This is a genomic window from Gordonia aquimaris, assembly GCF_026262595.1.
In the GTDB taxonomy this organism is placed as follows: Bacteria; Actinomycetota; Actinomycetes; order Mycobacteriales; family Mycobacteriaceae; genus Gordonia; species Gordonia tangerina.
The window spans coordinates 14204-35131 of record NZ_JAPKFM010000006.1; the positions used below are offsets into that span (position 1 = coordinate 14204).

A 20928-nucleotide genomic window follows, 5' to 3' on the forward strand; every position below is an offset into this window, starting at 1 on the left:
GGTCAGCGTGCTGACGCCTCGCCGCCGGCTCCGACCGGGGATGCGCTCGACGACGCACCTGTTCCGTTGGCGCCCGAACGCTTGATCTGCGACTGCGCGGACAGTGCGCGGTTGAGTAGCTCCGCGTCGTCGGTCTCGGTGAGGTCGGCGAGGTCTTGATGCCGTTCGGACAACTGCACCGGCAGCTTGGCCACCTCATCACGGACCCGGCTCAGTTGCTCGGCGATCTGTTTGCGCGCCTGGTCGGCCTGAGCGGCGAGTTCCCGGGATCGCGCCAGTCGCTCGGTGGCGATCTCCTGCGCGGTGTCCTTCATCCGCTGCGCCTCATGGCGGGCCCGGTCGCGCTGCGCGGCGAGTTCGGCATCATGGCGCTCGCGCTCGGACTGGCGCGCGCGGGTGCTCTGCAGCTCGAGTTCGGCCGCCTCGCCCTTGGCCTTGGTGACGATCCGCCGCGCCTCGTCGCGGGCGGCGGTCATCGTTTCCTTGTGTTCGGCTTCCATCGCCGCGGTCCGTTCGGCGATGAGCCGCGCGGCTTCGTCCGCCTCTTCCGCAGACCGTTCCGCCAGCGCGTCGGCGTCCTCGCGGACCTTGCGGGCGTGCTCGTCGGCCTTGGCGATGGTCTTGCGAGCCGTCTCCTGCGCCTCCTCGCGGATGCGTGTGGCGTCGGCCTCGGCATCGTCGCGGGCCATCGCCGCCTCCTGCCGGGCGATCGAGGTGAGCTCGGCCGCCTCGGCGGCGGCGTCCGCGCGGATCTCGGAGGCCTCGTCGGACGCCAGCTGCAGCATGCGACCGAGACGCTCGCTCATCCCCTGCGCAGTGGTCGGCGGGACCGACAGCTTGTCGACCTCACGGCGCAACTCCTCGATCTCGTCGCGGGCTTCCTCGAGGTGCGCGACGAGTTCGTGCGCGTTCGCGGTGGCGGCGTCGCGATCGGCCGCGAGCACCCGCAACTCGGCATCAACCCGTTGCAGATGTTCGGTCACCTGCTCACGGTCGAAACCGCGCATGACGACTGCGAACGGGAGGTTTCGCGGTGCCGGAGCTGACATGCGGCACAGTCTAACTCAGAGGCGAACCGCCGCGACCTCAGGAATCGGTGAGCTGCGGCGATCAGTGCACAGCCAGTTCAGTGCGCTGCGGCACCGGTCGCAGGCTCGACCAATTCCAGCAGTACCCCGCCGGCGTCCTTCGGGTGCACGAAGTTGATCCGCGAGTCCGCGGTGCCACGACGCGGCTGCGGGTAGAGCACTCGCACGCCGGCTGCGGTGAGACGCTCGGTGACGGCATCGACGTCGGTGACCCGCACCGCGAGCTGCTGCAGTCCCGGTCCGTTGCGGTCGAGGAACTTCGCGATGGTCGATTCGTCGTTGAGTGGGGCGAGCAGCTGGATCACCGCGCCGCCAGTGGAACTGGCCGACTGCGGGCCGACCATCGCCTCGATGACGCCCTGTTCGCTGTTGGTCTCCTCGTGCAGCGTCGCGAAGCCGAGATGGTCGAGGTACCACTTCTTGGCTGCGTCGAGATCGGGGACCGCGATCCCGACATGGTCGATGGCGGTGACGAGGTCGGCGATGACGGCGGTCGCCGAGGCTGCGGGGTCTGTTGCTGAGGTGCTCATGTCCTAACGGTAGCGTTGAGGGTAGAAGAAGCTCACAGAGCGGGCGCTCGGTCGGCCTGCTCGGCCGATGTTGGAGGTCCTCATATGTCCACGTCCACCGATCAGTTCTCGACGGTCATCGTCGCCGGGGCGCGGACGCCCTTCGGTCGACTGCAGGGCTCACTCAAGGGTTTCAGTGCCGTCGATCTCGGCGCCGTGGCCATCGAGGGCGCGCTGGAGCGTTCGGGAGTGCCCGCCTCGGCCGTGGAGTACGTGATCATGGGTCAGGTCCTCACCGCCGGAGCCGGCCAGATGCCCGCCCGCCAGACCGCGGTCAAGGCGGGCATCGGGTGGGATGTGCCCACATTGACCATCAACAAGATGTGTCTATCGGGCATCGACGCGATCGCATTGGCCGACCAGCTGATCCGGGCCGGCGAGTTCGACTGCGTGGTCGCCGGTGGTCAGGAGTCGATGACGCAGGCCCCGCACCTGTTGCCCGGTAGCCGCGATGGTTTCAAGTACGGCAACACCGAACTCGTCGATCACATGGCCTACGACGGCCTGTGGGACGCGTTCACCGATCAGCCGATGGGTGCGTTGACCGAACAGGGCAACGACACCGACGGGTTCACCCGGGCCGAGCAGGACGAATTTGCGGCGCGCAGCCACCAGCGTGCGGCGATCGGGTGGAAGAACGGTGTCTTCGCCGACGAGGTGGTTCCGGTCAGCATTCCGCAGCGCAAGGGTGACCCGATCTCGTTCGTCGAGGACGAGGGTGTGCGCGCCGACACCACCGCCGACTCGCTGGCCGGGCTGCGACCGGCCTTCCGTAAGGACGGCTCCATCACCGCGGGCAACTCGTCGCAGATCTCCGACGGTGCGGCCGCAGTCATCGTGATGAGCAAGGCGAAGGCCACCGAACTGGGGGTGGCCTGGCTCGCCGAGATCGGTTCGCACGGCGTGGTCGCCGGACCGGACTCGACCTTGCAGGCCCAGCCCGCCAACGCGATCGAGAAGGCGTGCGCACGGGCGGGTATCACGCCCGCTGATCTCGATCTCATCGAGATCAACGAGGCTTTCGCGGCGGTCGGACTCGCCTCCACCAAGCAGCTCGGCGTCGACCCGGAGATTGTCAACGTCAACGGCGGGGCCATCGCGGTCGGGCATCCGATCGGGACGTCCGGTGCCCGCATCACCCTGCACCTGGCGCTGGAACTGCAGCGACGCGGCGGCGGCGTCGGTGCGGCCGCGCTCTGCGGGGCCGGTGGCCAGGGCGATGCCTTGATCGTGCGGGTGCCCAAGAGTTGAGCCCCGACGGTCTCTGGCGAGATTTCTACTACACATCGTCGTAGTTTTCTGTCCGATTCGGCACAATGGGACACATGTCGCAATTCTTTGATCTCACCACTCCGGCCAAGCGCTTCCGACTGGTCGCCGTCCTCGAGGCCATCACGTGGCTGGCCCTGTTGATCGCCATGTTCTTCAAGTGGGTTCTCGGCCACGAGGAGGCGGTGGCGATCCCGGGGATGGTTCACGGCATCGTCTTCGTCGTGTTCGTGGTGGTCTCACTGATCACCGCAGTGCAGCTGCGGTGGGGTCTGAAGGTCACGGCATGGGCGCTGGTGTCCTCGATCCCGCCCTTCGGCACCCTGGTGTTCGAGTGGTGGGCGCAGCGCAATGGTCATCTGGCCGAGTTGTCGGTGGACACCACGCCGCAGCGCGTGGCCGCCTGAGGAGTGGTGGCGCGATGATCGTCGCCTTCAGCCTCAGCCCCTCCGGAGGCGATGCCGTCGACTCGGACGGCGGGATGAGCGCTGCGGTTGCTGCGGCCGTGGCCGTGGTGCGCGAATCGGGGTTGCCCCATCAGACCACCGCGATGTTCACCTACGTCGAGGGCGAGTGGGATGAGGTGATGGCGGTGGTCAAACGTGCCACCGACGCCGTCGCGGCCCAGGCGCCGCGCGTCGGCCTTGTCCTCAAAGCCGACATCCGTCCGGGCCACACGGACGAACTCGCCGGCAAGGTCGCCCGCGTCGACCGGCTGCTGGACTGAACCGGCAGCCGGACTGACACGATGGCGCCATGAGGTCCACTCGCGCCGACACGACGACTCGTGACCGCCGAGCGCGCACCGCGGCGTCCGCGGTCTTTGCCCTCAACGGTTTTCTGGCAGCGATGTGGGTCGCCCACATCCCGGTGATCGTGAATCGGACCGGGGTGTCGGAGGATCAGCTCGGCGCCTTGTTGCTGTTGCTCGGGGGCTGCGCGTTCGTCGGCATGCAGGTGTGCGGACCGATCATCGATCGATGGGGATCGAAACCAACTACAACAGTCGCCGCAGCCGTGCTGTCCGCGGTGATCCTTGGCCCGGTGGCCGCGCACGACCTGGCGACCCTGGCCCTGGCGCTGGCCGGGTTCGGTTTCGCCAACGGTGCTCTCGACGTCTCGATGAACGCACAGGCAGTGGCCGTCGAGCGGCGGTACGACCGGCCCATCATGTCGTCGTTTCACGGATTCTTCTCCATCGGCAGCCTCATCGGCTCGGGCGTGGTGGCACTCACCCTCTGGCGTGATGTCGGTGTCATTGCCACGGTCGGTGCGGCCACGATCGTCGGGTTCGCCGTCGCCGCGATCACCAGTGCACACCTGTTGGTCACGGTGGATGCCTCGATGCGGACACCGTCGGGGTCACGGCCGGCCGAATCGTCTGGCCGCTGGTGGCGCGGGATCGATCGTCGGCGACTGGTCCTGCTGGCGGCGGTGGCATTCGCGCTCATGCTTGCCGAGGGCACCGCTTACGACTGGAGCGCCCTGCACGTGGTCGACACGTTCGGTACTGCCGAATCGCTCGGCGCGGTGGCCTTCGGTGCGTTCAGCGCAGCGATGACCGTCGCGCGATTCGGGATCGATCCCATCGCGGCGGCGGTCGGACCGATGGTGGTGGTGCGCGTCGGTGCCCTGATCGGCCTCGTCGGCATGGGGATGGCTGTTCTCGCGCCGTCAGTGGGATGGGCGATCGCCGGATGGAGTGTGTTCGGTATCGGCCTGGCCGGGCTCATCCCGCAGATCTTCACCGCTGCGGGCAACCTGACGACCGAATCGAGCGGACGCGCCATCTCCCTGGTGGTCGGATGCGGTTACCTGGGAATGCTCGCCGGTCCGGCGGTGGTCGGGTTCATCAGCAGCCGTACCAGTCTCGGCATCGGCCTGCTCGTCGCGGTGGGTGCCCTCGCCTTTGCTGCGGCCGCGGCGGGCGTGGTCCGTGCACCGGCCGCCGCGGAAGCTCCCCGCGATCGCGGCATGACACACTAGAGGGGTGACTCGACCAACGAATCGGCAGCAGGCGGCCGCAGCCGCCCGGCAGCAGGCGGCGGCCGTCGCCATGTCGGGAGCGGTCGACCTGACCGCCCTCAAGGAACGTGCCGACGCGCAGCGACAGCAGGCGCAGCGCCCCAACCAGACCCCGCGCCCGGCACCGTCGACCGACGACGGTGCACCGGCCTCGGGAGCTGCGCATGGCGGGGCAGTCCTCGACATCACCGAGGCAACGTTCGAGACCGAGGTGCTTGCGCGATCACAGCAGCAGCTCGTGCTGGTGGACCTGTGGGCGGAGTGGTGCGAACCCTGCAAACAACTGTCGCCGGTGCTGGAGAAGCTGGCCGGGCAGGCGCAGGGAAGCTGGGTGCTGGCCAAGGTCGACGTCGAGGCCAATCCCCGGATCGCGCAGGCGTTCCGTGCCCAGTCCATCCCGATGGTGGTGGCGATCGCGCAGGGGCAGCCGGTCGCGGCGTTCAACGGCGTCCGTTCGGAGGCCGAGATCTCCCAGTGGGTGGGGGAGATCCTCTCCCAACTCGGTGATGTGCTGCCCGGCGCCGCCCCAGTCGACGCCGAGCCGGAAGCCGACGATCCGCGCATGGTCGCCGCCGAGGAGAAGCTCAACGCGGGCGACTTCGCCGGTGCGCTCGACGACTATCGGGCGATCGCCGAAGCCGAGCCGCAGAACGTGGAGGCGGCATCGGCCGCACGCAACCTCGAGTTCGTGCTGCGCGCGCAGGCCCATGACCCGGCCATCGTCGATACCGCCGCGCCCGCCGACGTCGACGCTCAGCTGGCGGCGGCCGACGTACTGTTGCTCGCCCAGCAGCCCGAGGCCGCCTTCGACCGGATCATCGCGGTCGTGAAGGTCACCGCCGGCGACGACCGCACTCGCGCGCGTACCCGGTTGCTGGAGCTGTTCGAGCTCTTCGACCCGGCGGAGCCATTCGTCGTCTCGGCGCGCCGGAAGCTGGCCACCGCGCTCTACTGATCCTTATCCGTCGACTGGGCGCCGTTTCTCGTTGACTGGGCGCCGCTTTTCGTTGACTGGGCGGCGTTTTCCGTCGATCGGCAGCCGAGGAAGCTTGGTTGCGATGCCCTTCGTGACGGGCTTCCGCAGGCTCCGGCCGTCATCAGGGGGCGGGGGTGACGGGCCCGGCCCTCCTGTGAGCGGGTGGTGGTTGCGGGGCGTTCGCGGGTGTGGCCCTCGTCAGGGAGTGGTGGTGGGATGAGCCTCCGCGGGCGCCAGGAAGACGGCCGAGTTGGCGGGGATCGTCACCTGCGCCGACGTCTCGCGCCCATGCCAGCCGGGTCCATCGGCGACGACACTGCCGAGGTTGCCCTTGCCCGCCCCGCTGTAGTCGGTCGAGTCGGTGTTGAGGACTTCGTTCCAGGTCCCCGACCGGGGTAGCCCGACGCGGTGGTCGGCGCGTTCGCTGCCGGAGAAGTTGAACAGACACGCCATCACCGAGCCGTCACGGCCGAACCGCAAGAAGCTGATCACGTTGTTCGCGGTGTCGTTGGCGTCGATCCACTCGTAGCCGTCAGGGGTGGTGTCCTGGCTGTAGAGAGCGGGGCTGGCGCGATAGACCCGGTTCAGATCGCCCACCAATGCCGAGATGCCGGAGTGGAGTTCGCCTTCCCATCCCTCCATCTGGAACCAGTCGAGGCTGCGGTTGTCGGCCCACTCACCGGTCTGACCGAACTCCTGGCCCATGAACAGCAGTTGCTTGCCGGGGTGCGCCCACATGTAGGCCAGCAGCACCCGGACCCCGCTGGCCTTGGTGAACGAATCGCCGGGCATCCGGCTCCACAGGGTGCCCTTGCCGTGCACCACCTCGTCGTGGGAGATCGGCAACACGAAGTTCTCGCTCCACGCGTACATCAGCGAGAAGGTGATTTCGTGGTGGTGGAAGCTGCGATGAATCTGGTCGCGACCGAGGTAACCGAGGGTGTCGTGCATCCACCCCATGTTCCATTTGAAGGTGAATCCGAGGCCGCCGAGATTGGTCATCTGGGTCACGCCCGGCCACGCGGTGGATTCCTCGGCAACGGTGACCACGCCGGGAAAGTGCTTGTGCACCGTCGCGTTGGTCTCCTGCAGGAACTGGACGGCCTCGAGGTTCTCGCGCCCACCGTAGATGTTGGGTCGCCACTGGCCGGCTGGCCGGGAGTAGTCGAGATAGAGCATCGAGGCCACCGCATCCACGCGCAGGCCGTCGATGTGGAACTGGTCGAACCAGAACAGCGCGTTGGCGACCAAGAAGTTGCGGACCTCGCGCCGGCCGAAGTTGAAGACGTAAGTGCCCCAATCCAACTGCTCGCCGCGCATGGGGTCGCCGTCTTCGTACAGTGGGGTCCCGTCGAAGCGGGCCAACGCCCAATCGTCTTTCGGGAAATGCGCCGGTACCCAGTCGACGATCACACCGATGCCCAGAGAATGTAGGTGATCGATCAGATAGCGCAGGTCGTCGGGAGATCCGAAGCGTGCGGTCGGTGCGTAGTACGAGGTGACCTGATAGCCCCACGATCCGCCGAACGGATGCTCGGCGACCGGCAGGAACTCGACGTGGGTGAAACCCTTCTCGACGAGATAGTCGCCGAGTTGGTGTGCGAGTTCCCGGTAGGACAGACCTGCACGCCATGACGCGATGTGCACCTCGTAAACGCTCATCGGTTCGGCTGCGACGTCGGTGGCCGCACGACGGGCGATCCAGTCGTCGTCGGACCAGGTGTACGACGATTCGCCGACCACCGAGACCGTCGACGGTGGTGGCAGTGTCTGCCGGGCCATCGGATCGGCCTTGTCGCGGATCACGCCGTCGGCGCCATGGACGCGGAACTTGTAGCGCATACCGGCGGCGACATCGGGGATGAACACCTCCCAGACACCGCTGCTGCCGATCATCCGCATGGGTGCCTGCCGGCCGGTCCAGTTGTCGAAATCGCCGATCACCGCGACACCGTGCGCATTGGGCGCCCACACCGAGAAGGCGGTTCCGCGTACCTCGCCGTCGGGCGTCGTGTATGAGACGATCCGTGCGCCGAGGACATCCCACAGCGACTCGTGGCGACCCTCGGAGAACAGGTGGATGTCGAGTTCGCCCATACTCGGCAGGAACCGGTAGCCGTCGGCGACGACGTACTCGTCATTCCCGCCTCGGGCGTTCGGGTAGGTCACCCGAAGTCGATAGTCGATCAGATCCGAGTACGGCACCGCGACCACCCACAGGTCGTCGCTTTGGCGCGCCATCGGGTGATCGACCCCGCCGATCACCGCGACGACGGCCGTGGCGTCCGGACGCAGCGTCCGCAGAATGGTCCATCCACCCGACGCCTCGTGCGCGCCGAGGAAGGCGTGCGGGTCGGGATGGGTCAGGCTGAACAGTCGGCGCAGGTCGTGATCCGACGCCGAGGGTTCCGGGCGGGGGCCGTTGTCGGTGGTGGTCACATCAACCTCACTGCATCCGGTAGGCGAGTCGTCGGGCCGCGGCGGTGTCCAGGGGCGGGAGTGCGAGGATGTGCGCCACCGCATGCCATGGCTCCAGCTGCACGTAATTGGCCTGCCCCCAATGGAACTCCTGACCTGAGACCTCGTCGACGACGGTGAAACGGTCCTGCCATTCGAAGCCCAGCGCGGGCATGTCCAGCCAGACGGTCGAGCTCTCGGTACCGAACGGGTTGAGGTTGATCACCACGATGACCCGGTCACCGCTGACCGGGTCGAATTTCGAGTAAGCGATGAGCGCGGAATTGTCGATGTGGTGAAAGGTGATGTGACGCAGTTGCTGCAATGCGGGATGGCGCCGTCGGATCTCGTTGAGGCTGGTGATCCACGGCTCCAACGACTCGCCTCGGCTCGTCGCGGCCTTGTGGTCGCGCGGCCGGAGCTCGTACTTCTCCGAGTGCAGATACTCCTCGCTGCCCTCGGCGACGGCAACGTGTTCGTACAGTTCGTATCCGCTGTACACACCCCAGGTCGGTGCGAGTGTGGCGGCCAGCGCGGCCCGCAGCGCGAACATGCCCGGACCGCCGTGTTGCAGACTGGCGTGCAGGATGTCGGGCGTGTTCACGAACAGATTGGGTCGTGCCTCATCGGCGTGGTCGGCGATCTCGCGTCCGAACTGTTCGAGCTCCCACTTCTCGGTCTTCCAGGTGAAGTAGGTGTAGGACTGTGTGAAGCCGATGCGGGCCAATCCGTACAGGCGCGCCGGTCGGGTGAATGCCTCGGACAGGAACAGCACCTCCGGGTTGCGCTTTTTCACCTCGGTGATCAGCCACTCCCAGAAGTTCGGGGGTTTGGTGTGCGGGTTGTCGACGCGGAAGATCTTGACACCCAGGTCGACCCAGCCGAGCACCATCGTCAGCACCGCCCGATAGAGGCCGTTGCGGTCGTTGTCGAAGTTCAGCGGATAGATGTCCTGATATTTCTTGGGCGGGTTCTCCGCGAACGCGATCGTTCCGTCGGGCTGGGTGGTGAACCACTCGGGATGTTCGCGGGCCCACGGATGGTCCGGTGCGCATTGCAGCGCCAGATCGATGGCAACTTCCAGGCCGAGTTCGGCGGCCCGGGCGATGAAGTACGCGAAATCCTCCCGGGTACCGAGCGCCGGATGGATGGCGTCGTGACCACCCTCGTCGGAGCCGATCGCCCACGGTGAGCCGACATCGTCGGGACCGGCGACAAGCGTGTTGTTGCGGCCTTTGCGGTTGACCTTGCCGATCGGATGGATCGGCGGCAGATAGACGATGTCGAACCCCATCCCCGCGATGCGCGGCAGGTCGTCGACGGCGGTCAGGAACGTTCCGTGCACCGGGTGGCCCTCGTTGTCCCACCCGCCGGTAGACCGCGGGAAGAACTCGTACCACGATCCGAACAGTGCGCGCCGGCGATCGACCCACACCCGGTAAGACCGCGATTTGGTCACCAGTTCGCGGACCGGATAGGTCGTCAGCAGGTCGGCCACCTCGTCGGAGACAGCGAGGTTGATCCGGTTCTCCACCCGGCGGCGGCGGGCGCGCAACTGGTCGATGGCGTCGTCGAGGATCTCCAGGGCGTCGACCGGCACCACATCGCGGGCATCGGTGAGGACCCGTGCGCCGACCTCGAGGTCGTTGGCGAGGTCACCGGCTCCCTGGCCGGCATCGACCTTCTTGAGCACCGCGGACCGCCACGTCGTATATGGGTCACTCCACGCTTCGATCCGGAACACCCAGTAGCCCACGGCGTCGGGGACGAAGGCTGCGTTGAACACATCGGGTTCGCTCGCCGGTTCCATCCGCACGTCCAGGCTGCGTCGATCGGGACCGTCCACATGCACGGTCACCCCGATCGCGTCGTGACCTTCCCGCCACGCCGTGGTCGATATCGGGATCAGCTCACCGACAACAGCTTTCGCCGGCACTTGCCCGGCGGACACCAGAGGCGCGATATCGTCGATCCCCATCCGCCCGATCACCGGCGGCCTCCTCTCATCCAACCCCTGACATGACCCATGTCCGCGGTGCTCGGTGGCGCCGGCGTCCCTGCCCGTCTCAACCGTAGGGGATCTCGGCCAGTCTGCCCAACGCAGAACGAACCAGATCACCATCGGTCGTGCGCCAGAACGGCGGCAGCGACGCCAGCAGGTATCCACCGTATCCGGCGGTGGCGAGTCGGGAGTCCAGTACGGCGACGACACCGCGGTCGTCGGTGGAGCGCAGCAGCCGTCCCGCGCCCTGGGCCAACAGCAGCGCCGCGTGGTTGGCGGCGACCGTGAGAAACCCGTTGCCGCCACGCGCTTCGACGGCCCGCTGCCGGGCGGTGAGCAGTGGGTCGTCGGGGCGGGGAAACGGGATACGGTCGATCACCACCAAACTGCACGACGCACCGGGCACGTCGACGCCCTGCCACAACGACAACGTGCCGAACAGGCACGTCTGCGGGTCGTCGGCGAACTTCTTGACCAGCGAGGCGGTGGTGTCCTCGCCCTGGCACAGCACCGGCTGATCGCAGCGCGCCCGGATGGCCTCGGCGGCCTCGCGGGCCGCGCGCATCGACGAGAACAGCCCGAGAGTACGTCCGTCGGCGGCGGTCACGAGACCGGCGAGTTCGTCGAGTGTCTGCTCGGCGATCGCGTCACGTCCCGGTCGCGGCAGGTGGCGGGCGACGTAGAGGATCGCCGACTTCGGGTAGTCGAATGGTGATCCGGCGTCGAGTCCACGCCAGCGCGGCGGAGCGTTGTCGGCGGGGGCGGGCGCGCCGTGTGCCATGGCGCCGATGTCGGCCACCCGCGGCGCCTCGGATTGCGGATCGGCGCCATCGGTGTCTCGGCGGCCTGCTGCCGGCAGACCCCAGGTCGCGGCGAGCGCGTCGAAATTGCCGCCGATCGTGAGGGTGGCAGAGGTGAGCACCACGGTGGCGTCGGCGAACAAGGAGGCGCGGAGCAGTCCGCCGACCGACAACGGTGCAATGCGCAGGATCGCCCGGGTGTCGCTACCGACCCGGTCGTGGGCGACCCACACGACATCGCGCCGTTTCGACTCGTCGGGGTTGTCGAATGCACCGAGCAGGCGCACGACGGTGTCGTGGGCGTCCTCCAACGACGTCAGTGCCGCCGAGCGGGCCGCGGCCGATTCGTCGGCGCCGCTGCTGCCGGGCATGCGCACCGGACCGATCTCGTTGCGGGCGAGCCACAACCGATCACGCAGGCTCGCCAGGGTCTCGGGTACGCCCGAGGGGAGCCGGGTCCACTCTCGTGGCGGCAGCTCGGTGAGCAGTCCGTCGAGCATCTCCGCCGCACCCAGCAGTGCGTCGGTGGTCTCGTCGCCGAGCAGCTTGCCGCAGCGGCGGGCGACCAGTGTGATGCCGGCCCCCGACAGCTCGGCGGTGGCCACCGACGTGATGCGGTCCACGAGCTCGTGGGCCTCGTCGATGACCACTACGTCGTGTTCGGGGAGGATATTGGCCGGACTGGTCGCGTCGATGGCGAGCAGGGCGTGGTTGGTGACGACGACATCGACCTGGCCCGACGCGCGGCGCGCCCGTTCAGCGAAACAGTCGTCGGCGTAGCTGCAATTGCCGGCGCCGAGGCATTCTCGAGCCGAGACGCTCACCTGCCGCCAGGATCGGTCCGAGACCCCCGGGGTCAGGTCATCGCGATCGCCGGTCTCGGTGTCCGACGTCCATTCCCGCAGCCTGGTCACCTCGCGTCCGGTGCGTGACAACTCGAACGCGTCGAACAGCTCGCTCGCCGGTTCCTCCGCGGTTCCGCTGTGGATCTTGTTCAGGCACAGATAATTTCCGCGTCCCTTGAGAATCGCGAAAGTGGGTTCGCGACCGAGTGGGCCGGCCAGCGCGGCCGCCACCCGCGGCAGGTCACGTTCGATCAGCTGTCGTTGCAGCGCGATCGTGGCGGTCGACACCACCACGGTGCGCCCGGAGACGATCGCGTGACGGATGGACGGGATCAGGTAGGCCAGCGATTTTCCCGTTCCGGTGCCCGCCTGGACGGCGAGATGTTCGCCGGTGTCGATGGCGTGGGCGACCGCTGAGGCCATCCGGACCTGGCCGTCGCGCCGGCGTCCGCCGAGGGCGGTGACGGCGCTGTCGAGCAGTGAGGTCACCGAGGGGGTGGAGGTCATGTGGTGGTTGTCATCCGATGCCGGAGGAACCGTCGTAGAGCAGGTCGCCGTCGAGTGCCACACCCGCCGAACGCATCTGTTTGAGCGCTTCCTCGGCGGTTTCGGAGGCAACGGCGGCGGTGAAATTCAACAGCACTCGGGTGTCGAAACCTTCGCGGACCGCGTCGAGTGCGGTCGCCCGAACGCAATGGTCGGTGGCGATTCCGGCGATGTCGACGTGGGTGATGCGTCGGTTGCGCAGCCAATCGGCCAGTGCGGTGCCGTCGGAGTCGGCACCCTCGAAGCCCGAGTATGCGGCAGTGTAATGGCCCTTGTCGAAAACCTGCTGTGCGACGGTGTGGTCGAAGTCGGGATGGAAGGCAACGCCATCGGTACCGACCCGGCAGTGCGGTGGCCAGGAGTCGACGTAGTCGGGTTTGTCGGAGAAATGATCGCCGGGATCGATGTGGTAGTCGCGGGTGGCGACCACGGTCCGGTAATCGCCAAGGATCTGGGTGATGGCGCGCGCTACGGCCGCGCCGCCGTTGACGCCCAGCGCTCCGCCCTCGCAGAAGTCGTTCTGGACGTCGACGACGATCAGGGCGTGGTCTTTGGGGGCGTGCTCTGCCATGACTGTGCGGGTGTCCTTCCTAGCCGAGTACGTAGCGGGTGGGCACTGCTGGATCTCCGTGCGACAGGCCCAAACCCTCCCACGGCAGGCTCACCAATGCATCCGCGAGGTGTGTGCGTCCGTCTTCGAGTGTCGGCAGAGCGCCGACCACCTCGCCGTTGGCCACCAACGGGATCTGCAACGGCCGCAACGATAATCCATCCACCGACGGCGGCTCGTCGACGGAGCGGTAGAGGATCTCCTCGACGATCGTGCCGGACGGTCGTGCGGCACGCACCGCGCGTTTCGCGCCACCTTTGGACTCTTTGTGGCTGGCCCGTTTGGCCACCGGCATTCCGTCCACCTCGACGAGCTTGTAGATCATGCCAGCGGTTGGTGCGCCGCTGCCGGTCACCAACGACGTGCCCACCCCGTAGGTGTCGACGGGTTCGGCGCGCAGCGACGCGATGGCGTACTCGTCGAGGTCGCCGGACACCACGATCTTGGTGTCGGGGGCGCCGAGCGAATCGAGTTGTTCACGCACCTGACGCGCGAGCACTCCCAGGTCGCCGGAGTCGATGCGCACCGCGCCCAAGCCGGTCCCCGCGACTTCGATCGCGTTGCGGACGCCCTGGGTGATGTCGTAGGTGTCGACGAGCAGGGTCGTACCGACGCCGAGGGCCTCGACCTGCGCGGCGAACGCCGCTTTCTCGTCCGGTCCGTCGGGCCCGGTGAACCCGAGCGTGAAGGCATGCGCGGCCGTGCCGGCGCTCGGGACGCCATAGGTGCGCGCGGCCTCGAGGTTGGAGGTGGCAGCCACCCCGGCCAGATAGGCCGCGCGTGCGCTCGACACCGCCGCACGTTCGTGGGTGCGGCGCGAACCCATCTCGATGATCGGCCGGCCGGCAGAGGCGCTGACCATCCTGGCGGCGGCCGACGCGATCGCGCTGTCGTGGTTGAGGATGGACAGCACCAGCGTTTCCAGCAGCACCCCTTCGGCGAACGTCGTCCGCACGGTCAGGATGGGGGAGCCGGGGAAGTACAGCTCACCCTCGCGGTATCCGTCGATGTCTCCGGAGAAGCGATACTCGGCCAGCCAGCGAACGGTGTCCTCGTCGAGAAAACGGCTGACCACCGCCAATTCGTCCTCACCGAAGCGGAACCGCGCCAGTTCTTCGAGCAGTCGGCCGGTGCCGGCGACGACGCCGTAGCGGCGACCGTCGGGCAGTCGGCGCGCGAAGACCTCGAAGACGCACGGCCGATGCGCCATCGGATGGCGAAGCGCTGCCGAGACCATGGTGAGTTCGTACTGGTCGGTGAGCAGGGCGGTGTTGTCGACGGTCACAATCGCTTACCCTATGTCGTATGGCGCCTGACGAGACTAGTGCGCACGAGGCTACCTTCCAGGGCGAGCGAAGCGACGGGAGATTCCACAGCGAGCGAAGCGACGGGGGTGGGCCCGGAGGTGCCACCGTTGCGGACCCGGAGGTCGCGGAGAACGCCGCGGCCCTCGATCGGCCGTGGGTCACCATCGTCTGGGACGATCCGGTCAATCTGATGCGCTACGTCACCTTCGTATTTCAGAAGGTCTTCGGCTATTCGGAGTCGCACGCCAATCAGCTGATGATGCAGGTCCACACCGAGGGGAAGGCCGTGGTGTCGGCCGGTGAGCGCGACAAGGTGGAAGGCGACGTCCGCAAACTCCACGCGGCCGGGCTGTGGGCGACGATGCAGCGGGACAGCTGAGCGGGGAATCGGCAACCACGTGCGAACTTGGAAACGTAAGGGCCGCGGCTCGTCGCTGCGTATCTGCTCACAACTCGATCCTCATGAGGTCGAACTGTTGGTGTCGATGATCGGCTCGATGCAGGAGCTCTTGACCGAACGCGACGCCTCGGCACCCCGCGACGAGTTGTCGGAGATCACCGGGATTCGGGTCGGGCACACCGAAGCTCCCTCCGACGTCACGCTGGGGCGGCTGCTACCGGACTTTCATCGGCCCGACCAGGATCGGCAGCTGTCGGCCGATGTGGTGAACGGAGACGTGAACAGTGCGCTGCGCAGTGTGCACGAGCCGCACATCATCGAGGCCAAGTTGACTGCCGGGCAGGTCGTGCTCGAGACCTTGCCGCGCGGTGGTGGCGATCTGGCGCTCACCGAAGAGCAGGCGATGCAGTGGTTGACCGCGCTCAACGATGTGCGGCTCGCGTTGGGCGCGATGCTCGGCATCTCCGAGGACACGCCGGATCAACTTCCGCCAGAACATCCGCATGCCGCCCACCTCGACGTGTATCACTGGCTCACGGTCATGCAGGAATTGCTGGTCGAGGCATTGATGTGACCAGGTCGTCACACGCGGGCGAGACTCTGGCCCCTGCCGGCAACCGCATCACCGATGTCGCCGGCATCGAGGTCGGTCACGCATATCGGATCGACGACGACGCGGTGGTCGCCTCGCCGGACGACGGTGTCGAGGGTCGTGGCTGGGCCACCGGTACCACCGTGGTGCGGATCGCTTCGTCCGCCGCGACGTGCGCGGTCGACGTGCGCGGCGGCGGCCCCGGTACGCGCGAGACGGACCTTCTGGACGCGGTGAACACGGTGCAGACCGCGCACGCCATCGTGCTGTCGGGCGGGAGCGCATACGGTCTGGCGGCTGCCGACGGAGTGATGGCCGGTTTGGAGGAGTCGGGCAGCGGACTGGCGATGGACACCGCGGGCCACGTGGTGCCGATCGTCCCGGCCGCGGTCGTCTTCGACCTTCCGGTGGGGGCATGGGATCACCGGCCCGATGCCGCGTTCGGGCGTGACGCGCTGTCGGCGGCGTCCGTGGAGGTGGCTGTGGGCAGTGTCGGCGCGGGTGCGGGCGCGCGGGCGGGTGCCCTCAAAGGTGGTGTGGGGACCGCGTCGATCGTCATCGAGCACGGGCCGGCGGCCGGCGTCACCGTCGGTGCGTTGATGGTGGCCAATCCGGTTGGTGCGGTGATCGACCCGGCGACCGGGTTGCCGTGGTCGGTGACGGCCGCCGACGCGGCTCACCACGGGCTGGTCGCGCCGGTGTCTGCGGAGATTCGCCGTTACGCCGAACTGGCGGCCAAACAGACCGTGCTCAACACCACGATCGGCGTGGTCGCGACCGACGCGGCGGTGGACTCGGCCTCGTTGAAGCGTGTCGCGATGGCCGGACATGACGGGCTGGCCAGAGCGATCGTGCCGGCGCATTCACCGCTGGACGGCGACACGATCTTTGCCGTCGCCACCGGTGACCGTCGGATCGAGCGGGTCGCCGAGGTTCCGGCGGGGATGAATCCCGACGTCGCGGTGGTGGCAGAGGTGAGTCGGGTGGCCGCGATCGTCGTGCAGCGGGCGATCGTCAACGCGGTGATCAGTGCGCGGTCAGTGGCGGGAATTCCTTCCTTTGTCGAGGTACTGCCGTCGGCGCTGAGCTGAACGGTCGCGAGGTCGAGCGCCGCAGTTCGATCCGAGAGCTTGGATGCATGCTTGCATGCAAGATGGTGCTACGGTGCTTCGCATGGCTAAGCAAGCCCTCAATGCCGTCGACCTGGCGTACTCGACGGTTCGTGACCGGATCGTCACCGGCGAGTGGTCCGGCGGCGAACTGCTCAGCGAGGTTGAGATCGCCCACGAACTCGGCATCAGCCGGACCCCCACGCACGAGGCCTTTCTGAGGCTCGGCGCCGAGCAGCTGCTCAGGTTGATCCCGCGTCGGGGAGCGGTGGTGACCCCGGTCGATCCGGCGGAAGTCTCGAATGTGTTGGCCATGCGCGAGGGCGTGGAATGTGCTGCGGCCGGGCAGGTCTGCGTAGCCGGGGGCCCGAGCGATTCCGAGCAGACGGCGATCCGCGACAACCTTGCTCGACAGGCGCGTTGTGTCGCGCAATCGGACCTCGCCGGTTTCGTTGTCGCCGACGACGAGTTCCATGCGCACATCGTGGCGGCCTCGGCAAACCCCATCGCCGTACACTTTTACGAACAGCTCCGAAGCCGCCAGCAGCGATTGCGCAATGTACTGCTGGCGGTCGATCCGGCCAATCTGGCGGCGGCCCATGATGACCACATACAGCTGGCCCAGGCGCTGTTCGACGGAGATCGGTCGCGATACCGTGAGCTGCTCACAGCGCATTTCGCTCGGTATCGGGGTGCGATATGACTGTGCGGGAACACATCTCGGTGTCGGCAGGCACTTCGGATGCGAAGACGACTCGTCCGTGGCTGCTGGTCTTCGGCGCGCTGTTCGTGTGCGCGTGGTCGGGCAACCAGTTCAGCCCGCTGCTGCTGATGTATCGCGACGTCGAACACTATTCGGCGGCCACGGTCACCCTCTTTCTCGCTGTGTACGTTGCGGGTCTGGCGCCGGCACTGGTCGTTGCGGGGGCGGTCTCCGATCATCAGGGCCGGCGGCCGTCGATGATCGCGGGTGTGGCCTTCGGCGTGTTGGGCAGCCTCTTGCTGGCCTTCGACGAGTACGGGCAGGTCCCGATCATCCTCGGACGGTTGTTCGCAGGGATGGCGGTGGGCACGGCGATGACGGTCGGGTCGAGCTGGCTCAAGGAACTCTCGATGGCGCCGCACGACGTCGGCGTTGACGCCGGTGCGGGCGCGCGTCGGGCGTCGCTTGCCTTCACACTGGGCTCCGCCCTCGGGGCACTCGTCGCCGGCTGCATCGCACAGTGGGGCCCCTACCCACAGATCCTGCCGTTCGTGGTCCACATCATTGTCACCATTCCATTCCTGTGGGTGCTCCGGCGACCGCCCGAGACGGTGACCGCCGGGCCACCGGCCCCGCTGTTGGCCCGGCTGCGGGTCACGTCCGTGCGTCATCGACGGTTCGTTCGTGTGGTGATGATCTGTGGGCCGTGGCTGTTCATCGCCTGCGGTCTGTCCTACGGGTATCAGCCGGTGCTCCTGGCCGATGCCGCAGGAGGTTTGGGCCTGGCTTACGCGACACTGCTGAGCGTGATCGCGCTGAGCTCAGGCGCGCTCATCCAGCCGGTGGCCCGCAGGATCGATTCACACTCGAGTGCGCGTGGACTCATCGTCGCGCTGCTGACCCTGGTCGGCGGGCTTGCGGCCATGATTCTCGCGGTCTCCACGGAGGATCTGTTGGTCGGCGTGGCCGCCAGTGTGGTACTCGGCTGCGGTTTCGGCATCGGCCTGGTGTCCGGGCTGATGGAGGTGCAGCGGATCGCGCCACCACACGAAATGGCGAAGCTGACCGGGGTGTTCTATGCGGTGGCTTACACCGGATTCGCGGCTCCGACCATCCTCGCAGCCCTGACGCCGCCCTTCACCACCATCGGGTTGTTGCTGATCCTCGCGGCGTTGCTGGGGGTGTCGTTCGCCGTCGTGCTGAACGGTTCCCGGAAACATCTGCCGTCGCGCGACTGAAGTGGCTTTCGGCGTTTCTGCCCCTCCGTTTGGTGGACGCGGGGGCCTATTGTGCTTGGGGAACCGCACGCAGCGCGGAGTCGTAGTCCGGCTCCTGGCCGATCTCGGGGACCAACTCGGTATAGGTGACGATGCCGTCGGCTATCACCACGATCGCACGCGCCAACAACCCCGCCATCGGTCCGTCGGCGATGGTCACCCCGTAGTCGGCGCCGAACGTGTCGCGGAACGCGGACGCTGCCGTGACGTTCTCAATTCCCTCGGCGCCGCAGAATCGCTGCTGCGCGAACGGCAGGTCGTTCGAGACACACACGACAGCCGCCCCCGACTCGCCGACGCGTTCATTGAACGTACGCACGCTCGCGGCGCACACCGGAGTGTCGACGGAGGGGAAGATGTTCAGGACCACTGGTTGCGACCCGAAGTCGGCGCTCGTCAGCGATGACAGGTCGCCGCCGGTCAGGGTGAACTCCGGAGCGCGTGAGCCGACTGTGGGCAGGTCGCCGACGGTGTTGATCGGGTTGCCGCCCAATGTGATCTGTGCCATGGAGACCAGTGTGCCAAATTGTGGACGAAGCTCGTCGAGCCGCCGGGTCCGTATACCCGGCCGGTCGGCGGGGAATAGCGTGGTCGGCGGCGACGTTGTCGTTGACCGTGCAACCGCACCCCAAAGCGGTGACCGACAGCGGTGGAGCAGGAGGACCACGAGTGTTGACGATCAGCCAGGAACTGGTTGATGCGATGGTCGCGCATGCGCGTGCCGACCATCCTGATGAGGCCTGCGGTGTGATCGCGGGTCGGGAGGGTTCGGATCAGCCGGAGCGGTTCATCGCGATGATCAACGCGGAGCGGTCACCGACGTTCTACCGCTTCGACTCTGCCGAGCAACTCAAGGTCTGGCGAGAGATGGACCGGCTCGACGAGGAACCCGTGGTCATCTATCACTCGCACACCGCGACCGAGGCCTATCCGAGTCGCACCGACATCTCGTATGCGAGCGAACCCAACGCCCACTATGTGCTGGTGTCCACGCGGGACGCCGAGAACGCGGAGATCCGCAGCTATCGCATCGTCGATGGCGTGGTGACCGAAGAACCGATCGAGATCAGGAGCTGAGCCACCATGGCCGTAACCGTGTCCATCCCGACCATCTTGCGCACCCACACCGGAGGTGAGAAGCGTGTCGAGGCGAACGGTTCGACACTGTCGGAGGTCATCGACAACCTCGAGTCGGCCAACCCGGGCATCAAGGAACGCCTGGTCGCCGACGGCAAGCTGCACCGATTCGTCAACGTGTACGTCAACGACGAGGACGTGCGGTTCTCCGGAGGTCTCGGCACCGCGATCGACGACGGCGACGACGTCACGATTCTGCCCGCCGTCGCCGGCGGCCAGTAGGCCGTGGCGCGCTACAACTCACTTATCGATTCGGTCGGGCACACCCCGCTGATCGGTCTGCGGAGACTGTCACCACGGTGGGACGCATCGGACCCGAGTGATCCCGACGGCGGTCCGCACGTGCGGCTATGGGCGAAACTCGAGGACCGCAATCCGACCGGCTCTATCAAGGACCGCCCCGCCTTGCGGATGATCGAGCAGGCCGAACGGGACGGTTTGTTGTCGCCCGGCTCCATCATCTTGGAGCCCACCAGCGGCAACACCGGGATCTCGTTGGCGATGGCCGCCAAACTCAAGGGCTATCAGCTGATCTGTGTCATGCCCGAGAACACCTCGGAAGAACGCCGATCGCTGTTGACGATGTTCGGCGCGCAGGTCATCTCGTCGCCGGCGGCGGGTGGCTCCAACACCGCCGTCGCCATGGCCAAGCAACTGGCCGCCGAACACCCCGACTGGGTGATGCTCTATCAGTACGGCAACGCGGCCAACATGCTTGCCCACTATGAGGGCACCGGCCCCGAGCTGTACACGGATCTGCCCGAGATCACCCACTTCGTGGCGGGCCTCGGGACCACCGGAACCCTGATGGGCGTGGGTCGCTACTTGCGTGAGCAGAACCCCGACATCGAGATCGTCGCGGCCGAGCCCCGCTACGGCGACGAGGTGTACGGCCTGCGCAACATCGACGAGGGCTTCGTGCCCGAGCTCTACGACGACGCAGTGCTCACCCGCCGCTTCTCGGTGCAGGGGGTCGACGCCGTGGCCCGGGTGCGTGAACTGATCGACACCGAGGGCATCTTCGCCGGGATTTCGACCGGAGCCATCCTGCAGGCCGCGCGCGGCATCGGCCGCAAGGCGATGAAGAACGGTCAGCGCGCCGACATCGGGCTGGTGATCCCGGACGCGGGATGGAAGTATCTGTCGACCGGGGCGTACGAAGGTAGCCTGGAACAAGCAGAGCAGGCCCTCGAAGGCCAGCTCTGGGCGTGATCGC

General features: G+C 67.2%; 21 protein-coding genes. 13 read left to right on the forward strand and 8 right to left on the reverse strand.

What is annotated here, in order from left to right; all coding sequences use genetic code 11:
- Window positions 1–2: 2 nt before the first annotated feature.
- Together OSB52_RS08045 and mce are read right to left on the reverse strand one after the other, a co-directional pair.
- A complete protein-coding gene (locus OSB52_RS08045) occupies window positions 3–1049 on the reverse strand; it encodes a coiled-coil domain-containing protein (RefSeq protein WP_266061170.1) in 1047 nt (348 codons plus the stop codon).
- A 77-nt stretch (window positions 1050–1126) separates the two neighbouring features.
- Window positions 1127–1618: a methylmalonyl-CoA epimerase gene (gene mce, locus OSB52_RS08050; protein ID WP_235725190.1), complete on the reverse strand. Its 492-nt coding sequence runs from the start codon at window positions 1616–1618 to the stop codon at window positions 1127–1129.
- Window positions 1619–1702: 84 nt separating this feature from the next.
- Between mce and OSB52_RS08055 the strand changes: the two genes are divergently transcribed.
- The 5 genes from OSB52_RS08055 to OSB52_RS08075 all read left to right on the forward strand — a co-directional run bounded on the left by OSB52_RS08055 (window position 1703) and on the right by OSB52_RS08075 (window position 5906).
- Window positions 1703–2908 carry an acetyl-CoA C-acetyltransferase gene (locus tag OSB52_RS08055; RefSeq protein ID WP_266061174.1) on the forward strand — a complete coding sequence of 402 codons (1206 nt, stop codon included), beginning with the start codon at window positions 1703–1705 and terminating at the stop codon, window positions 2906–2908.
- Window positions 2909–2973: 65 nt separating this feature from the next.
- Window positions 2974–3333 carry a DUF3817 domain-containing protein gene (locus tag OSB52_RS08060; protein ID WP_266061176.1) on the forward strand — a complete coding sequence of 120 codons (360 nt, stop codon included), beginning with the start codon at window positions 2974–2976 and terminating at the stop codon, window positions 3331–3333.
- Window positions 3334–3347: 14 nt separating this feature from the next.
- Complete coding sequence (locus OSB52_RS08065; RefSeq protein WP_266061178.1) at window positions 3348–3653, forward strand: thiamine-binding protein; 306 nt, start codon at window positions 3348–3350, stop codon at window positions 3651–3653.
- 29 nt (window positions 3654–3682) lie between these two features.
- On the forward strand, window positions 3683–4912 hold the full coding sequence (locus OSB52_RS08070; protein ID WP_235725186.1) for an MFS transporter: 1230 nt from the start codon (window positions 3683–3685) through the stop codon (window positions 4910–4912).
- Between the two features lie 70 nt (window positions 4913–4982).
- Complete coding sequence (locus OSB52_RS08075; RefSeq protein ID WP_266061327.1) at window positions 4983–5906, forward strand: tetratricopeptide repeat protein; 924 nt, start codon at window positions 4983–4985, stop codon at window positions 5904–5906.
- A 219-nt stretch (window positions 5907–6125) separates the two neighbouring features.
- Here the strand turns inward: OSB52_RS08075 and glgB are convergent, their stop codons facing one another.
- From glgB to OSB52_RS08100, 5 genes are all read right to left on the reverse strand, one after another.
- Entirely contained in the window at window positions 6126–8450 is a 2325-nt protein-coding gene (gene glgB, locus OSB52_RS08080; RefSeq protein WP_372512376.1) for a 1,4-alpha-glucan branching protein GlgB, read from the reverse strand.
- Window positions 8374–10374 (reverse strand): maltotransferase domain-containing protein, encoded by a 2001-nt coding sequence (locus tag OSB52_RS08085; protein WP_266061183.1) that lies wholly within the window; start codon window positions 10372–10374, stop codon window positions 8374–8376. The genes glgB and OSB52_RS08085 overlap by 77 nt, the downstream gene beginning before the upstream one ends.
- Before the next feature lie 76 nt (window positions 10375–10450).
- Complete coding sequence (locus tag OSB52_RS08090) at window positions 10451–12538, reverse strand: ATP-dependent DNA helicase (protein WP_266061185.1); 2088 nt, start codon at window positions 12536–12538, stop codon at window positions 10451–10453.
- 10 nt (window positions 12539–12548) lie between these two features.
- A complete protein-coding gene (locus OSB52_RS08095) occupies window positions 12549–13148 on the reverse strand; it encodes an isochorismatase family protein (RefSeq protein ID WP_266061187.1) in 600 nt (199 codons plus the stop codon).
- Window positions 13149–13167: 19 nt separating this feature from the next.
- Entirely contained in the window at window positions 13168–14472 is a 1305-nt protein-coding gene (locus OSB52_RS08100) for a nicotinate phosphoribosyltransferase (protein WP_235725181.1), read from the reverse strand.
- A 20-nt stretch (window positions 14473–14492) separates the two neighbouring features.
- Between OSB52_RS08100 and clpS the strand changes: the two genes are divergently transcribed.
- The 5 genes from clpS to OSB52_RS08125 all read left to right on the forward strand — a co-directional run bounded on the left by clpS (window position 14493) and on the right by OSB52_RS08125 (window position 18536).
- Window positions 14493–14873 (forward strand): ATP-dependent Clp protease adapter ClpS, encoded by a 381-nt coding sequence (gene clpS, locus OSB52_RS08105; RefSeq protein ID WP_266061189.1) that lies wholly within the window; start codon window positions 14493–14495, stop codon window positions 14871–14873.
- 19 nt (window positions 14874–14892) lie between these two features.
- Window positions 14893–15468 (forward strand): oxidative stress transcriptional regulator AosR, encoded by a 576-nt coding sequence (gene aosR / locus OSB52_RS08110; protein ID WP_235725179.1) that lies wholly within the window; start codon window positions 14893–14895, stop codon window positions 15466–15468.
- Complete coding sequence (locus OSB52_RS08115; RefSeq protein WP_266061191.1) at window positions 15465–16577, forward strand: P1 family peptidase; 1113 nt, start codon at window positions 15465–15467, stop codon at window positions 16575–16577. Before aosR ends, OSB52_RS08115 begins: the two co-directional genes overlap by 4 nt.
- A gap of 82 nt (window positions 16578–16659) precedes the next feature.
- Window positions 16660–17298, forward strand: coding sequence for a GntR family transcriptional regulator (locus OSB52_RS08120; RefSeq protein ID WP_266061193.1), 639 nt, complete (start codon window positions 16660–16662; stop codon window positions 17296–17298).
- Window positions 17295–18536 carry an MFS transporter gene (locus OSB52_RS08125; RefSeq protein WP_235725176.1) on the forward strand — a complete coding sequence of 414 codons (1242 nt, stop codon included), beginning with the start codon at window positions 17295–17297 and terminating at the stop codon, window positions 18534–18536. The genes OSB52_RS08120 and OSB52_RS08125 overlap by 4 nt, the downstream gene beginning before the upstream one ends.
- A gap of 46 nt (window positions 18537–18582) precedes the next feature.
- On the opposite strand, the gene tpx is transcribed toward OSB52_RS08125, so the two are convergent.
- Window positions 18583–19083, reverse strand: a complete 501-nt coding sequence (gene tpx / locus OSB52_RS08130; RefSeq protein ID WP_235725175.1) for a thiol peroxidase — start codon at window positions 19081–19083, stop codon at window positions 18583–18585.
- A gap of 161 nt (window positions 19084–19244) precedes the next feature.
- Between tpx and OSB52_RS08135 the strand changes: the two genes are divergently transcribed.
- The 3 genes from OSB52_RS08135 to OSB52_RS08145 are packed head-to-tail and all read left to right on the forward strand — an operon-like array spanning window position 19245 to window position 20924.
- Window positions 19245–19652 carry a M67 family metallopeptidase gene (locus tag OSB52_RS08135; RefSeq protein ID WP_266061194.1) on the forward strand — a complete coding sequence of 136 codons (408 nt, stop codon included), beginning with the start codon at window positions 19245–19247 and terminating at the stop codon, window positions 19650–19652.
- A gap of 6 nt (window positions 19653–19658) precedes the next feature.
- Window positions 19659–19934 (forward strand): MoaD/ThiS family protein, encoded by a 276-nt coding sequence (locus OSB52_RS08140; protein WP_235725174.1) that lies wholly within the window; start codon window positions 19659–19661, stop codon window positions 19932–19934.
- Window positions 19935–19937: 3 nt separating this feature from the next.
- Entirely contained in the window at window positions 19938–20924 is a 987-nt protein-coding gene (locus tag OSB52_RS08145) for a PLP-dependent cysteine synthase family protein (RefSeq protein WP_235725173.1), read from the forward strand.
- Window positions 20925–20928 lie beyond the last annotated feature (4 nt).